Raw genomic sequence first — 13,833 nt, 5'->3', positions numbered from 1 at the left:
AACGACACCGCCACCCAGGATCAGCAGTGGGGTAATGGCCGATAGATTCTGCACAATCATCAGTAACCTGCCTCACTGCCTTTGAGCCTGGAGTCGCCATCTCTGCGCGGAGTGTAATTTGCTGGGTTCTCAATCGTGCGGTTGTGGATAACTTCGACCCACTCCTTTGCCTGTGACAGGAGTGGCTGTGGATAGAGCCCTATCCACAGCAACAGGAGACCTGCGCAGGAAAATACGGCGAGCTCCCTGCGCGAAAGGTCTTGCATGTCCGGTGTAACTTGGTTGGAGTGGGGTAGACCAAAAAACACCCGCTGTAGCAGCCGAAGGCCATACATCGCGGCCAGGATGACACCCGAAACAGCCGCCGTAGTCAGCCAGGGATAGGACGGAAAGCTGCCGACCAGAACCAGAAACTCCGCCACGAAGTTTCCCAGTCCCGGCAGCCCAATGGCGGCCATCACAAACACCAGTGCGACAGCGGAAAGTCTTGGTAATGTCGCCCACAGTCCACTCATTTCTGCGATATTCCTGCTGTGAAAGCGTTGCTGTAGTTTACCGACCATACCGAACAGCGCGGCACTGCTCAGACCGTGCGCGATCATCAGTGTGATCGCCCCCAGTGTCGCTGTGGAATTGCCGGAAAATACCCCGATCAAGACAAACCCCATATGACTCACACTCGAATAGGCCACCAGTCGTTTGATGTCCTGTTGGGCGTAGGCGGCCATGGCGCCATAGACAATACTTGCTACGCCGATCATCAACGCTAACGGAGCAAAGGCACTACAGGCCTCCGGAAACAACGGTAGGGTGAAACGTAGCAGACCATAGGCTCCGGTTTTGAGCAGCACGGCGGCGAGCAGGATACTCGCCGCTGTAGGAGCCTGGGTGTGGGCGTCGGGCAGCCAGGGGTGCAGAGGCACAGCGGGCAGTTTTACTGCGAAAGCAATAAAAAAACCGAACATTAACCAGTACTGGGTATGCAGGGGTAATCTGGCCTGCGCGAGATGTTGCAGTGAGAAAGTAATTTCGCCGTTCTGCAAATAACTGAGATAGGCGAGTGCCACAATGGCGGCCAGCATCAACAGACTGCTGGCCTGGGTAAAAATGAAAAACTTGATGGCTGCGCGGGTTCTGTCTTCGTAGCCCCAGATCGCAATAAGCAGGAACATGGGAATAAGCATGACTTCCCAGAAAAAGAAAAACAGAAAAAGATCGAGCGCAGTGAAAACCCCGACCACGCCGGCGATGGTCAACAGATAGCAGCAGTGAAACAGACCCACGCGTTGGCGGATCTGACCTGGTGTTATCCAGAGGCCGAACAACCCCATACCCAGGGTCAGCGCAAGCATGAGAAAACCGAGGCCATCAATACCCAGGTGAAAGCGGATTCCAAAACGGGGTATCCAGGCCCAGTTCAATTGATCCCACCAGAGATCGGCAAGTGTAGCTGGGACCGTAAATACTCGCGGTGCCCACAGGTAGCCAAATAACAGTACGGTGGTCATGAGCAGACTGAAAATGGCCAGTGCACGGCTGCTACCCGGATGCACTTTTTCCAGGGGGCAACACAGCACGGCGGCCGCGAGTAACAGGAGTAAAATCAGCAGCAGCGTCATAGGCGCACCGCTGTAATCAGCAGGAACAGGAATAAAACTCCGATCACGCCGGCGACGATCGCGGTGAGGTAGCTACGCAACAGTCCGGACTGAGTTCGGCTGAGCCAAAAATGTAAACGGAGGCACGTGCTACCGACACTGGCGTAGCACTTATCCACAATATCATCGCGGTTGGCAGAGGCGACCCAGCGCAATGGCGCAGTAAGCAGTGCTTGGTACAGGCGGTCAAACCCCCAACCATTTCTCGCCCAGTTTTGCAGTATGGGAAAGAAAAAATGGCTCTGTGTCTTCGCGCGGTTTTGTTCGGCAAGATATCGGATCAGGAGCCATATCAGGATGCCGCAGATCGGTGCTGCTGCAGCAATCCACTGCACGAGGGAGGGTACATGGTGATTGCCTATGCTGCCGAATACGCTGTCCAGGTGGAGTGGAATGGCACCTCCCAGCAGGGCAAGAAGGGCGAGGACGGTTAATGGCACACTCATGGCGGGCATCTGGGCGCTGCGGCAGTGTTGGCTGGCACTGCCCTCGCGACCGAAGAATACCTGTGTCAGTAAACGTGCACTGTACATTCCGGTAACCAGCGCGCCGACAATCCCACCAATCCAGAAGGGATTCAGTCCACCGAAGGTATTCCACGTCTGCGCCAGAATCTGTTCCTTGCTGAAAAAACCGGAGGTGAGTGGCAGGGCGGCCAACGCGGCGCAGCCGATGGCGAAGGCGGTGCAAACCAGAGGCAATTTTTTCCTGAGACCGCCCATGCTGCGAATGTCCTGCTCATGGTGCAGGCTCAGGATCACCACACCGGCGCTGAGAAACAGTAGTGCCTTGAAGAATGCATGGGTCACGAGGTGGAAGACGGCGGCGGAAAATGCACCGGCACCGAGGGCCAGAAACATATAGCCCAGCTGACTGATAGTGGAGTAGGCCAGTACCCGTTTCAGATCAGTTTGCGCCAGCGCACTGATACCCGCCAGTAGCAGGGTCAGGGTGCCAATGGTTGCGGTCGCGAGCATGGCGATTTCTGAACGCAGGAACAGATCGTGGCAGCGAGCCACCAGATAGACGCCGGCGGTGACCATGGTCGCTGCATGAATCAGCGCGCTGACCGGGGTGGGGCCCGCCATGGCATCGGGCAGCCATGTCTGCAGGGGAAGCTGCGCAGACTTTCCTGTGGTACCACCAAGTAGCAGCAGGGCCGCAAGAGTGAGGACTTCGGGATCAGCGCCGGGCGAGCGCACGGCATTCATCAGCGGTTGCAGCGAGAGGGTATGAAACTCCTTCAGTAGCAGGAGGAGCCCGATTAGCATGGCCGTATCCCCAACGCGGGTCACGATAAAGGCTTTGCGCGCGGCGCGCCCGTTGTCCGGGTTGCGATACCAGAAACCGATCAGCAGGTAACTGCACAGTCCGACACCTTCCCAACCGAGATACAGCAGTGCCAGGTTGTCCGCCAGCACCAGCACCAGCATCGAAAAAACAAACAGGTTCAGATACGCGAAATATCGCCGGTAGCTGTCGTCCCCGCGCATGTAGGCTGCGGAGTAAACGTGAATCAAAAAGCCGACTCCGGTAATTACGCTCAGCATCACCAGAGTCAATGCATCCACATGAAAGCCGAAATTCAGCTGTAGCGGGAACTTGCCGTCGGAGACCTGTACCCACTGCCACAGAGGAGTTTGGATTATTGTTGCATCGTGTGTCTGGAAGCCGGCTCCCAGCGCTGCGGTTAGCAGCGCCGCGAGGCCGACACTACCGACGCCAAGGACCGTGGTGAATTTTTCTGAAGGCTCACGCTGCAACCACAGTGGCGTACAGCTGAGGGTTATAAAGCCCAAGAGCGGCATCAGCGGGATCCACCACAGGAGTAGAGCCATGTCAGCCCCGCATGGCATTCATCTGGTCGATGTCGACCGTGTGCTTGTGGCGGTAGAACTGCAGGATCAACGCCAGTGCCAGGGCGGCTTCCGCCGCTGCCAGAGTGATGATGAACACAAACATTACCTGCCCGTCGGGACTTGCCGTGTGTGCACCGGCCACGATGAATGCGAGCGCGGCTGCATTGGTACAGATTTCCAGGCTCATCAACATGAACAGCATATTGCGCCGCAACAGCAGCCCCGTGAGACCGAGGCAGAACAAAATGGCAGCGAGCCCGAGTCCGTGATTGACGGAAATTGGGACGATGAGTTCAGTGGCCATCAGGGATCTCCCGCCGGCCACTGGCGTGTGCCGGGCGGCGAGCCAGGTGACTGGCACCTACGAGGGCGGCAAGCAGTAACAGAGAGGCGAGTTCAACCGCGAGCAGGTATTTTCCGAACAGGGCCAGTCCTACGGCTTTGGGCCGGGTCGCGAGAGTGTCAGATGACGGTGTTGCGCTGGTGGTGTCCCCCCAGAGTAAAAACAGCAATTGTGCCAACAGCAGCGCGGAGAGAATGGCGGGGCCCAGCCAGTTTTCCCCACGCAGCCAGGCATTTTCCTGTTGCACAGTGGCCTTGCCCTGATTCAGGAGCATGATGACAAAAACCATCAGTACCAGAATGGCACCTGCGTAGACGATAACTTCCAGTGCCGCGGCGAAAGGTGCCCCCAGTTGAAAGAAAATGACGGCGCAGGCCAGGAAGGACACAACCAGATGCAGCAGACCATGCACGGCGTTACGGGAAACAATCACCATGGCGGTAGCGGCCACAGCTATTGCGGCCGTGAAGTAAAAGGCGCTGAGTTGCATAGTGATGGCCAGTATCTCCGCTCCGTCAGAGGTTGAGGCTGCGCACGTTTACAGGCTCCACTTCACCTGCCGCGTCCCCTTTGTCTTTGCCCGCGATCGCCTTGCCGGCGATGCGGTAGAAGTTGTACTCGTGGTACTTGCCGGGCCCGTCAATCAGAAGGTCCTCTTTTTCGTACACCAGGTTCTGGCGGTCGTATTCGCACATTTCAAAATCCGGTGTCAGTTGAATGGCGTAGGTGGGGCAGGCGTCTTCGCACAGTCCGCACATGATGCAGCGGCTGAAATTGATACGGAAAAATTCCGGGCGCCAGCGGCCGTCGGGGTCTTCGGTTTTCTGCAGCGAAATACAGTCTGGTGGACAGGCCACCGCGCACAGGTTACAGGCAACACAGCGCTCTTCCCCATCCGGGTCGCGGGTGAGCACGATACGACCGCGGTAGCGGGGCGCCAGGTAGGGCTGCTCATCCGGATACTGCACCGTGACGTTGCGGCGAAACAGGTGACGGAATACCAGCCACAGACTGCGCAGGGCACTGCCAATCATGAGCCGGCTCCGCGGTAATGCACTATCCGGCGCGCCATAACAGCAGTCCTCCGGTTGCCACCAGATTCAGCAACGCCAGTGGCAGCATGAGTTTCCAGCCGAACGTCATCAGCTGGTCGTATCGCGGGCGCGGCAAAGCGGCGCGCAACAGGATGAAGAGGCCGACCAGTAGCCCGGTCTTGAGCGCAAACCACAGGATTGGCGGCAGCCAGGGACCGAGCCAGCCCCCGAGGAAAAGCGTCGTGATCAGGGAAGAAATCAACAGGATCGACAGATATTCACCGACAAAAAACATGCCGAATTTCATCCCGGAATATTCAGTGTGATAGCCCGCAGTAAGCTCGTGCTCTGCTTCCGGCAGATCGAATGGCAGGCGGTGACTTTCCGCAATGCCCGCAACCAGGAAAATGGCAAAGCCGACACATTGCGGTAAAACAAACCAGCCACCCTGTTGGGCGAGCACGATGCTGCGAAGGTCAAAACTGCCTGCCAGCATGACCACGCCCATCAGACTGATGCCCATGAACACTTCATAGCTGACTGTTTGTGCTGCGGCGCGGAGGCCGCCGAGCAGGGCATATTTATTGTTGGACGCATAACTGCCCAGCACCACGCTGTACACGGCCATGGAACTCATGGCGAAGAAGAACAGCAACCCGATATTCAGGTCAATGATGCCAATGGCAGGAGCAAACGGAATAATCGAAAATCCCAGCAGCATGGTTGCCATAACAATGACTGGCGCCAGTACGAAAACAGGGATATCCGCGAAACGGGGAATGAAATCTTCCTTGAAGAATAATTTCAGCATGTCCGCCACTACCTGTAGCAGACCGAAAGGGCCGACGCGATTGGGGCCGGGTCTGTCTTGCCAGAACCCGAGCAACCGACGCTCAACCCAGGTAAGTCCGGCCGCGATGACAACCACCGAGATAAGAATGCCGAAAATATTCAGCCACACCGGGAAGGTTTCCGCACTGGGTGCCGCCGTCATCCAGAGCCCCCGGGAGTGTTACTGGTGACGCGTTCAATGTCGCCGGCCGGCAGTGTGCCTGTGGGCAGTGGACTGGTATATCCCGTAATAAATCCGATACACCCGGGCGCTGCCGCATCGCCGACCGTGACCTGGAACTTGCCGGCAAAACCACGGAATCTTACGTAGTCACCCGAATTCAGTTGCAGGCGCTGTGCGTCATCGATATGAAATTGTGCGACCGGTTCTCTGAGCACTGAGGCAATGGCTTCTGCGGCATTGCTGAGTTCACCGGAACCGAACAGGCGTTGAAGTGGGACCGGGACAAAGGTATCGGATTCCGCTTGTGCTTCGCCAGGGCTGGCTGTGTGATCGAAGGTTTCGAAGGTTTCGAAGGTTTCGAACGTTTCGGGTTCGCGTTGTAAATACAGGCCACTGCTGCCTCCCTGTATCTCCCCGGTTACCTGTGTGAGAAATTTATGCACGGCCTGGTTTGAATTCCAACCTGGAGCCCAGTTGTGGGTCTGTAAAGGATCGCGGCCGGCAAAGGGAATTCCCTCCATGGAGAAATTCATCGGCGCGTCGCTATCCCGGGGCGGCGGCTGCTCGGCGACGGCGGTTTCTGCGTAGAGTGCGGTCCGCCCACTGTAGCGGTGTGGTTGGCGGGCCACGCGCTCACCGTCCAGCAGTGCATTCCACTCCGGGCCCAGTTCCGCCAGGGGCGCCAGTGGTGGGTAGGCGTGTGCCAGTGCATCGCTGAGTTGTGTTACATGTTCCCAGCGGGCAATTTCGCCGAGCTGCGGTATCTTTTCAACACCGCCAGCGCGGGCCGCGCAGGCGGCGGCCACATTGGCCAGCCAGCGCCAACTTTCCTGTATATAGCCACTGCCTTCGTAAACGCAGTAGTGACGTTGGGCCAGCCCGGCGCTATTGATCAGTGTGCCTTCAGACTCCGGCGTCGCCGCAGCCGGAAATACCAGGTCAGCGCGCCGCGCCGTGGCATTGTGGAGCAAATCCAGATGTATCAGTTGCACATCCGCTAACAATTTGTCTGCGGCGGACGTGTGCATTTGCCGGTAGAAATCGGTTTCCAGCGCAATCAACGTGGTGGGTATATCGCTGTTGTCCAGTAGTTGCGACAGGCTATCCAGATTGCGGGTCGCGGAGCTGACCTGGACAAGCCCTACGCTGTTTGTGTCCGGGAAGGCCAGGTAAAGTGCACAACGTTTACTTGAATGTTGACAGGCGACGGTTTGCGCCAGTTGTGCGGCTGCAGCAAGCAGAGGCTGCGACAGTAGACCGGTTCCGCAGACAATCAATGGGTTTTTGGCAGCGCGCAGCGCTGCCGCTACTTTTTCCAGTGTACCGGGCTTGTCTTCGGGTGTCGAAGCAACGTGTAACTGGGCGGTTAGCTGTTTGGTAAATTCAACAATTGCCTGTGGTGCGGTGTGCAGGACGTCGGTGGCGATATCGTCCAGATCCGTCTGTTCTACAGAGGCAATAAAAATGGGGGTGGATCCTGATTCCAGTTCCCGCACGGAGGCGTCTTGCCACTGGGGAATATGCAGGGCATCCGCTCGCTGTCGTTGTACCTGGCGCGCGGCCTGACGCACCGCGAGGGCAATACGCGGGGCGCTGTTACTGATGTCTTCACCAAGGATGACCACGGCATCTGCCTGTTCGATCTCTGGCGTGGTCGGACTGTAGAGTTGCGGGTCCTGCAGAATCTGGTCGCTGAGTTTCAGCAGGGCCATTTCCCGCGCAGAGACGCCGGCATAGAAGTTTTCCCGGCCGACCAGCGTCTGCAGGGCAAAGTTGTTTTCCAGCGAAGTGCGCGGTGAGCCAACACCGATCAAGCGGCGCTTGTTATGCAGGGCTTCGTCCACCAGATCCGCAAAGCACGCGATGGCATCGCCCGGCGCCAGAGGCTGCTGGATTTTTTCTTCGCCATTCGCGGTGGTGCAGATCAGAGGTTCCGACGTTGCCGATAATGGCTGGTACAGGCGCTGTGGGCTGTTGGTGTACTCGTAGCCGAAGCGTCCTCGGTCGCACAGGAAATAGCCGTTGATATCGCGGTGGTAGAGATTGACTACCCGGCGCAGTTTGCGAGGATCTCCTTTTCCGTCGTCCCGTGCACCTGGCGCGGTGTTGCAGCCGACACCGCAGTGTTCGCACACCGAGGGTGCGGTTTGTAAATCCCACTTGCGTACAAAGCGCCGGCTGAAGGTTTTATCCGTAAACACGCCGGTGGGGCAGACCTCGGTCAGGTTGCCGCTGAATCCATTCTTCAATTGTCCATTCTCCTGCCGGCCAAAATAAATCTGGTGATTGCGCCCGAAGGCGTGCAGATCGGTGCCACCGGCGTAATCCTGATAAAAGCGCACGCAGCGATAACAGGTGATGCAGCGGTTCATCTCGTGATTGATAAACGGGCCGAGGTACTGGTTCTTATGCGTACGTTTCAGACCTTCAAACCGGCGCTGGGTATGCGCCGTCATCAGGGTCATATCCTGCAGATGGCACTCACCCCCTTCCTCACAAACCGGGCAGTCGTGGGGGTGGTTGGTCATCAGGTTTTCGATAATACCGGCGCGAAACACCTGCGCCTCGGGCGCGTTAATGGAATACAGATCGCCGTGATTTACCGGTGTCATACAGGCCATGACCAGCCTGCCACGGGTATCCTCCGCACTTTTGAAGTGCACCACGGCGCATTGGCGGCAGGCGCCAACGGAGCCCATGGCCGGGTGCCAGCAGAAATAGGGCAGGTTTATCTTCAGGCTCAGGCACGCGCTGAGCAGGTTCTGCCCGTCATCCACCTCGTAGGGTCGGTGATCTATTGTTATTGTCGCCATGACATGAAAACCGGCATCCCCTGCCGGTGTCCTTTGGTTCTGCTCTGTTATCGAAGTTCTTTTACATTGTGAGCGCGAGCGCAGCGAGCCGGCTCAGATTGTTTCCATCAGCGGCGCAGTGTTTTGCGCATAGGGGCAGGAACCCTGTTCGATATGCGCGACGTAATCCGCTAAAAACAAGTTCAGGCTGCTTTCCAGTGGCTCCGCTGCGCCGGGGGCGAGGGCGCAGAATGTTTTTCCCGGCCCCATTCTGTGTGCCAGTTCCTGCAGCAGATCCAGGTCCTGCTTTTTGCCGTGTCCCTGTTCAATACGTTCGAGAATATCCACAACCCAGGGCAGGCCATCGCGGCAGGGCGTGCACCAGCCACAGGATTCCCGGGCGAAAAAACGCTGCAAATTCAGCACCAGGCCCACCGGGCAGGTTTTATCGTCGAGGACGAGAATGGTGCCTGTGCCCATACGACTGCCGGCCTTGCCTATCACATCGTAGTCCATGGCGAGATCGAGATGCTGTGGGCCAAGAAAATCTGTCGAACCACCGCCCGGCAGTAATCCACGTAACTGGTAGCCCGGCTGCATGCCACCGCCGCATTGCTCGACGATTTCCCGGATCGGGGTACCCATGGGCAGCTCCCAGAGTCCCGGGGTTTTTACCCGCCCGCTGACACCAAAAAGTTTGCTGCCCGCGTTCTTGCCACGCCCGAGCGAGCGGTACCATTCCGCCCCCAGCATCAACAGATGCGGAAGATTGCAGAGGGTTTCCACGTTATTGACCACAGTGGGGCAACCCCAGAGACCACTGACCTGCGGAAATGGCGGCTTGGCTCGCGGAATGGCGCGCTTGCCTTCCAATGCATTCAGCAGCGCGGTTTCCTCGCCGCAAATATAGTTGCCGGCGCTGCGATGCAGGTGTACCTGCAGACTGAATTTACCGCCAAAAACCCCGGGACCAAGCAGCGAAGCGGATTCTGCTTCGGCGATCGCCGAACGCAGGCGCTCGGCTGCGAGGGGGTATTCGCCGCGCAGGAATATATAGGCTCGGGTCGCGCCAATCGCCCGGGCGGCAATTGCCATGCCTTCCAGCAACAGGTGTGGATCCCGTTCCAGCAGATAACGGTCCTTGAATGCGCCCGGCTCCATCTCGTCGGCGTTACACACCAGGTAGCGTTGCCCGCTGTAATCCTCCTGCGACGGAACAAAGCTCCATTTGAGCCCGGTATTGAAGCCGGCCCCGCCGCGGCCGCGCAGACCGGCGTCCTGTACCAGTTTGGATATATCGCGAGGAGGCATAGTCAGGGCTTTCTGCAGTCCGCGATAACCGCCGTTTTTCCTGTAGTCGTCGAGAGGAACGGCACCGGAGGTACCCGCACGGATATTTTTCGTCAACGGTGTGCGCAGGCTGGTATCAATCCTCACTGTGGTGTCGCTCCCGCAGAGCTCGTATCAGCGCATCAATTTTTTCCGAATCCAGTTGCCGATGCATTTCCGTCCCTACCATCATCACCGGTGCCTTGTCGCAGTCGCCGAGGCAGGGAGTCTCCAGCAGGGTGAAAATACCGTCGGCGGTAGTTTCCCCTGGGCCAATATTGAGTTGTTGTCGGATATGTTTTTGTACGCGGCTACACCCCATCACCCAGCACGAGGCGCTGTTGCAAAGGAGCATGACTTCGCGCCCCACCGGCTGGCGGAAAATCAGCTGGTAATAGGTTGCCAGGCTATCGAGTTCGGCAACGGGTACTTTGAGATAGTGTGCCAGCGCCTGTAGTGCGCCATCGGAAACCCAGCCGCGATACTGCTGCACAATGCGTAGTGCTTCGAGCCCGAGTGGCTGGCGTGTGGGGTAGGCCGCTGCCTCGTGCTCAATTTCTGCAATTTCGTCCGCGCTTAACTGTTGTATCGGGGGTGGTTCTGGCATCTGCTTACCTAGCGGTCTACATCGGCCATCACGAAGTCGATGCTGGCGATAATGGCGATCAGGTCGGACACAAACAGCCCCCGGCACAGTTTGGGAATCATCTGCAGGTGCGGGAATGATGGGGTGCGAATACGGGTCCGGTAAGAGTTGGTGTTGCCGTCGCTGATGATCTGGTAGCTGTTCAGCCCTTTGGTGGCTTCAATGGGCGCGCAGGTTTCACCTGGTGGCATCACCGGCCCCCAGCTGTTATTCAGGAAATGCTGGATCAGGGTTTCAATATCTTCCATGGTGCGCGCTTTACGCGGTGGTGTAGTGAGGGGGTGGTCGGAGTTGTAGTGGCCGCTGGGCATGTTGTCCACACACTGGCGGATGATCCGCAGGCTCTGATGGATCTCTTCGACCCGCAGCCGGCAGCGGTCATAACTGTCGCCACCGTCGAATACCGGTATTTCAAAATCGAACTGATCGTAGCTGCTGTAGGGGCGTTTCTTGCGCAGGTCCCAACCCAGACCGGTGGCGCGCAGTCCCGGTCCGGTGACACCCCACTCAAGTGCTGTTTTGGTGTCGTAGGCGCCGATACCTCGGGTGCGTTTTTGCAGAATGCGGTTCTTCAGCACCATACCGTCGTATTCCCGCAGGCGAGCCGGTAGATAGTCGAGAAATTGCGTTATGAGTTTGTCCCAGCCCTGTGGCAGGTCCTGGGCGACACCACCGATGCGGAACCAGGCCGGGTGCATACGCCCACCGGTGATGGCCTCGACGATGCCGAACAGCTTTTCCCGGTCCTCGAACATATAAAACACCGGCGACATCTGGCCAACATCCTGGGCAAAGGTCCCGTAAAACACCAGGTGGCTGGCAATACGGAACAGCTCACATAGCATCACCCGGATCACCTGAGCGCGTTCAGGTACCGGGACACCCGCCAGCTGTTCCAGCGCCAGTACGTACGGCAGGTTGTTCATCACCCCGCCCAGATAATCCACGCGGTCGGTGTATGGGAGATAACTGTGCCAGGCCTGACGCTCGGCCATCTTTTCTGCACCGCGATGGTGATAGCCGATATCCGGCACCGCATCGACGATGCGCTCGCCGTCGAGTTGCAGCGCCACGCGGAAAACCCCGTGTACGCTGGGGTGGTTGGGACCGAGGTTCAGGAACATGTATTCCGACGTATCACTCGCGCGGGACATGCCCCAGTCTTCCGGGTGAAAACGCAGAGCTTCCTGTTCGACACTTTGCTTGTGCCGCGACAGGGTAAACGGGTCCACTTCGGTGGCGCGGGCGTGATGTTCCTTGCGCAGCGGGTGCCCCTGCCACGTGTGTGGCATCAGGATACGGGTCAGGTGCGGGTGGCCGGCAAAGTCGATCCCGAACAGATCCCACACCTCGCGCTCGTACCAGTTTGCTGCTGGCCACACCGTAGTGATGGACGGCGCAGACAGTCGCTCCGCATCCAGCGCCACTTTGATAACAATAAACAGATCGCGTTCCAGCGAGAGCAGCTGATATACCAGGGTGAAGTCACTGGCGGGCTGTTCGGTGGGGCCTTCTCCGCGATGCTGGCGCTGGCGCTCATCGATGGCACTGAGGTCGTAGAGCATGGCAAAGGGGCGGGAGATTCCGCTTTTCAGCCAGCGCAGCAGCGGTAACAGCTGGGCGCTCCCTGTCCACAGGGTGGGGAAGGGGGTAGGCAGGGCGGCAACATCGGGCTGCAGCCAGTAGTGAAATTCCGTGTGCCCGCTGCTTTCGCTGCCCAAGTCGTGGATAAAGTCCGCCGCGGCGGATGCGTAAACGCTGGGCGGAAATTCACTGCGGGCAAGGACGCTCTCCATGTTGGGCTACACGCTGTCAGGGGAACGCAGCTTTTTCACTGCCATACGTTCGTCGCGATGTGCATCCCGCTGGCTCGGCTTTCCGAGCCGGTTGACCACGGATTTACGCGGTACTTCCTGCGCGCCCTTGTCATCGATTAGCCAGCTCAGTGAGCGGCGTTCACTGGCGACAGATTTTTGCAGCAGCGTCAGTCCCTGCATCAGGGCTTCCGGTCGTGGCGGACAGCCCGGTACATAGACGTCTACGGGGAGAAAGCGATCGACCCCCTGCACCACACTGTAAATGTCATACATGCCGCCGGAGTTGGCACAGGATCCCATGGAAATAACCCAGCGTGGTTCCACCATCTGCTCGTACAGGCGCTGGATGACCGGTGCCATTTTTATAAATACAGTACCGGAAATTACGATCAGGTCGGCTTGTCGCGGTGTGGCTCGAATTACCTCCGAACCGAAACGGGCCAGGTCATGGCGGCTGGTAAACGCCGTAGCCATTTCCACATAACAGCACGAAAGCCCGAAATTGAAAGGCCACAGGGAATTGGCCCGGCTCCAGGCGGCGAGATCTTCCAGTTTGGTCAGCAGCACACTTTTACGCACCTCCTCGGAAAAGGCTTCGCTGTCGTTTGGCGTGCTGTCTGTCGCGATAAGGTTGTCGTGCGCGGGGGGCTGCCCGGCGCGCGTCAGTTGCCAGCGCATAGTGCGTCCTTGCAGAAAACCCGGGTGCTCAAGCGGGAATTTTTTCTAGCAGTTATTGCTGTTATCCGAGCGGGCTTTGGATATCTCCGGGCCCCAGTCCAGTGCCCCAAGGCGCCATACATAGACCAGCCCTACAAGCAGAATCCCTATGAAAATAGTCGCCTCGATGAAACCCGGCAAACCGGCTTCGCGTACGGCCACGGCCCAGGCAAATAAATACACGGCTTCAAGGTCGAATATGACGAACAGAATCGCAACGAGGTAATAGCCGACGGAAATACGCAGATGTGCGTCGCCCACCGGGACTATTCCGGATTCGTAAGGTTCGTGAGTGGCGGGATCGCGACGTTTCTGCCCCAGGGTATGGGACAGGCCGAGCATCAGCGCGATCAATGCGAAGATTGCGAGAGCGTAAACCAGTAGTGGCCAGATGGTTGTTGGGGACATTTGATTTATTTGGCTTTATCTGTGTTGTCCGTAGTGTAGTTCGTAGGTTGGCGTACCGCTTTGAGGGTGCACCCATAAGTAAGCCTGGCGGGATCCTGCACCGGACATCGAATTTGATTTTTTATTTCGAACGTGAACAAAAAAGGCGCCCCTTGTGGGGCGCCTTTAATGACTTGCGAAGTAATTGTCTGGATCTTGGGGCTTTGCCGCCTCGG

12 protein-coding genes are annotated in these 13,833 nt (G+C 57.9%); all 12 read right to left on the bottom strand.

Features of this window, described 5'->3' with window-relative positions; genetic code table 11:
• Nucleotides 1-59 precede the first annotated feature (59 nt).
• Complete coding sequence (locus tag LC093_RS13615; protein WP_226665705.1) at nucleotides 60-1,619, bottom strand: complex I subunit 4 family protein; 1,560 nt, start codon at nucleotides 1,617-1,619, stop codon at nucleotides 60-62.
• A complete protein-coding gene (nuoL, locus tag LC093_RS13610) occupies nucleotides 1,616-3,496 on the bottom strand; it encodes an NADH-quinone oxidoreductase subunit L (protein WP_226665702.1) in 1,881 nt (626 codons plus the stop codon). Before nuoL ends, LC093_RS13615 begins: the two co-directional genes overlap by 4 nt.
• Before the next feature lies 1 nt (nucleotide 3,497).
• Nucleotides 3,498-3,821, bottom strand: coding sequence for an NADH-quinone oxidoreductase subunit NuoK (nuoK, locus tag LC093_RS13605; protein ID WP_264193086.1), 324 nt, complete (start codon nucleotides 3,819-3,821; stop codon nucleotides 3,498-3,500).
• Nucleotides 3,811-4,350 carry an NADH-quinone oxidoreductase subunit J gene (nuoJ, locus tag LC093_RS13600; protein ID WP_226665700.1) on the bottom strand — a complete coding sequence of 180 codons (540 nt, stop codon included), beginning with the start codon at nucleotides 4,348-4,350 and terminating at the stop codon, nucleotides 3,811-3,813. Before nuoJ ends, nuoK begins: the two co-directional genes overlap by 11 nt.
• A 25-nt stretch (nucleotides 4,351-4,375) precedes the next feature.
• On the bottom strand, nucleotides 4,376-4,894 hold the full coding sequence (gene nuoI / locus LC093_RS13595; RefSeq protein ID WP_226665698.1) for an NADH-quinone oxidoreductase subunit NuoI: 519 nt from the start codon (nucleotides 4,892-4,894) through the stop codon (nucleotides 4,376-4,378).
• A gap of 22 nt (nucleotides 4,895-4,916) precedes the next feature.
• Nucleotides 4,917-5,888, bottom strand: a complete 972-nt coding sequence (gene nuoH / locus LC093_RS13590) for an NADH-quinone oxidoreductase subunit NuoH (RefSeq protein ID WP_226665696.1) — start codon at nucleotides 5,886-5,888, stop codon at nucleotides 4,917-4,919.
• Nucleotides 5,885-8,722, bottom strand: coding sequence for an NADH-quinone oxidoreductase subunit NuoG (gene nuoG / locus LC093_RS13585; protein WP_226665693.1), 2,838 nt, complete (start codon nucleotides 8,720-8,722; stop codon nucleotides 5,885-5,887). The genes nuoH and nuoG overlap by 4 nt, the downstream gene beginning before the upstream one ends.
• 93 nt (nucleotides 8,723-8,815) lie before the next feature.
• Complete coding sequence (gene nuoF, locus LC093_RS13580) at nucleotides 8,816-10,138, bottom strand: NADH-quinone oxidoreductase subunit NuoF (protein ID WP_226665690.1); 1,323 nt, start codon at nucleotides 10,136-10,138, stop codon at nucleotides 8,816-8,818.
• Nucleotides 10,128-10,637, bottom strand: coding sequence for an NADH-quinone oxidoreductase subunit NuoE (gene nuoE, locus LC093_RS13575; protein WP_226665687.1), 510 nt, complete (start codon nucleotides 10,635-10,637; stop codon nucleotides 10,128-10,130). Before nuoE ends, nuoF begins: the two co-directional genes overlap by 11 nt.
• An 8-nt stretch (nucleotides 10,638-10,645) precedes the next feature.
• The gene (nuoC, locus tag LC093_RS13570) at nucleotides 10,646-12,472 is read right to left on the bottom strand and encodes an NADH-quinone oxidoreductase subunit C/D (RefSeq protein ID WP_264193085.1); all 1,827 of its coding nucleotides are present in this window, start codon (nucleotides 12,470-12,472) and stop codon (nucleotides 10,646-10,648) included.
• A 6-nt stretch (nucleotides 12,473-12,478) separates the two neighbouring features.
• Nucleotides 12,479-13,171, bottom strand: a complete 693-nt coding sequence (locus tag LC093_RS13565) for an NADH-quinone oxidoreductase subunit B family protein (protein ID WP_319004931.1) — start codon at nucleotides 13,169-13,171, stop codon at nucleotides 12,479-12,481.
• A 45-nt stretch (nucleotides 13,172-13,216) separates the two neighbouring features.
• The gene (locus LC093_RS13560) at nucleotides 13,217-13,618 is read right to left on the bottom strand and encodes an NADH-quinone oxidoreductase subunit A (protein WP_226665685.1); all 402 of its coding nucleotides are present in this window, start codon (nucleotides 13,616-13,618) and stop codon (nucleotides 13,217-13,219) included.
• Nucleotides 13,619-13,833: the final 215 nt, after the last annotated feature.

Origin of the sequence: Microbulbifer aggregans (assembly GCF_020524005.1) — a bacterium.
GTDB lineage: Bacteria > Pseudomonadota > Gammaproteobacteria > Pseudomonadales > Cellvibrionaceae > Microbulbifer > Microbulbifer aggregans_A.
Note: the sequence above shows the minus strand (reverse complement) of the source record. Positions and strands in the feature narration are given on the sequence as shown.

Excerpts from the sequence above, each read along its gene's own strand:
- LC093_RS13615 (WP_226665705.1), bottom strand. The coding sequence starts at position 1,619 with ATGACGCTGCTGCTGATTTTACTCCTGTTACTCGCGGCCGCCGTGCTG.
- nuoL (WP_226665702.1), bottom strand. The coding sequence starts at position 3,496 with ATGGCTCTACTCCTGTGGTGGATCCCGCTGATGCCGCTCTTGGGCTTT.
- nuoK (WP_264193086.1), bottom strand. The coding sequence starts at position 3,821 with ATGGCCACTGAACTCATCGTCCCAATTTCCGTCAATCACGGACTCGGG.
- nuoJ (WP_226665700.1), bottom strand. The coding sequence starts at position 4,350 with ATGCAACTCAGCGCCTTTTACTTCACGGCCGCAATAGCTGTGGCCGCT.
- nuoI (WP_226665698.1), bottom strand. The coding sequence starts at position 4,894 with ATGATTGGCAGTGCCCTGCGCAGTCTGTGGCTGGTATTCCGTCACCTG.
- nuoH (WP_226665696.1), bottom strand. The coding sequence starts at position 5,888 with ATGACGGCGGCACCCAGTGCGGAAACCTTCCCGGTGTGGCTGAATATT.
- nuoG (WP_226665693.1), bottom strand. The coding sequence starts at position 8,722 with ATGGCGACAATAACAATAGATCACCGACCCTACGAGGTGGATGACGGG.
- nuoE (WP_226665687.1), bottom strand. The coding sequence starts at position 10,637 with ATGCCAGAACCACCCCCGATACAACAGTTAAGCGCGGACGAAATTGCA.
- nuoC (WP_264193085.1), bottom strand. The coding sequence starts at position 12,472 with ATGGAGAGCGTCCTTGCCCGCAGTGAATTTCCGCCCAGCGTTTACGCA.
- LC093_RS13565 (WP_319004931.1), bottom strand. The coding sequence starts at position 13,171 with ATGCGCTGGCAACTGACGCGCGCCGGGCAGCCCCCCGCGCACGACAAC.
- LC093_RS13560 (WP_226665685.1), bottom strand. The coding sequence starts at position 13,618 with ATGTCCCCAACAACCATCTGGCCACTACTGGTTTACGCTCTCGCAATC.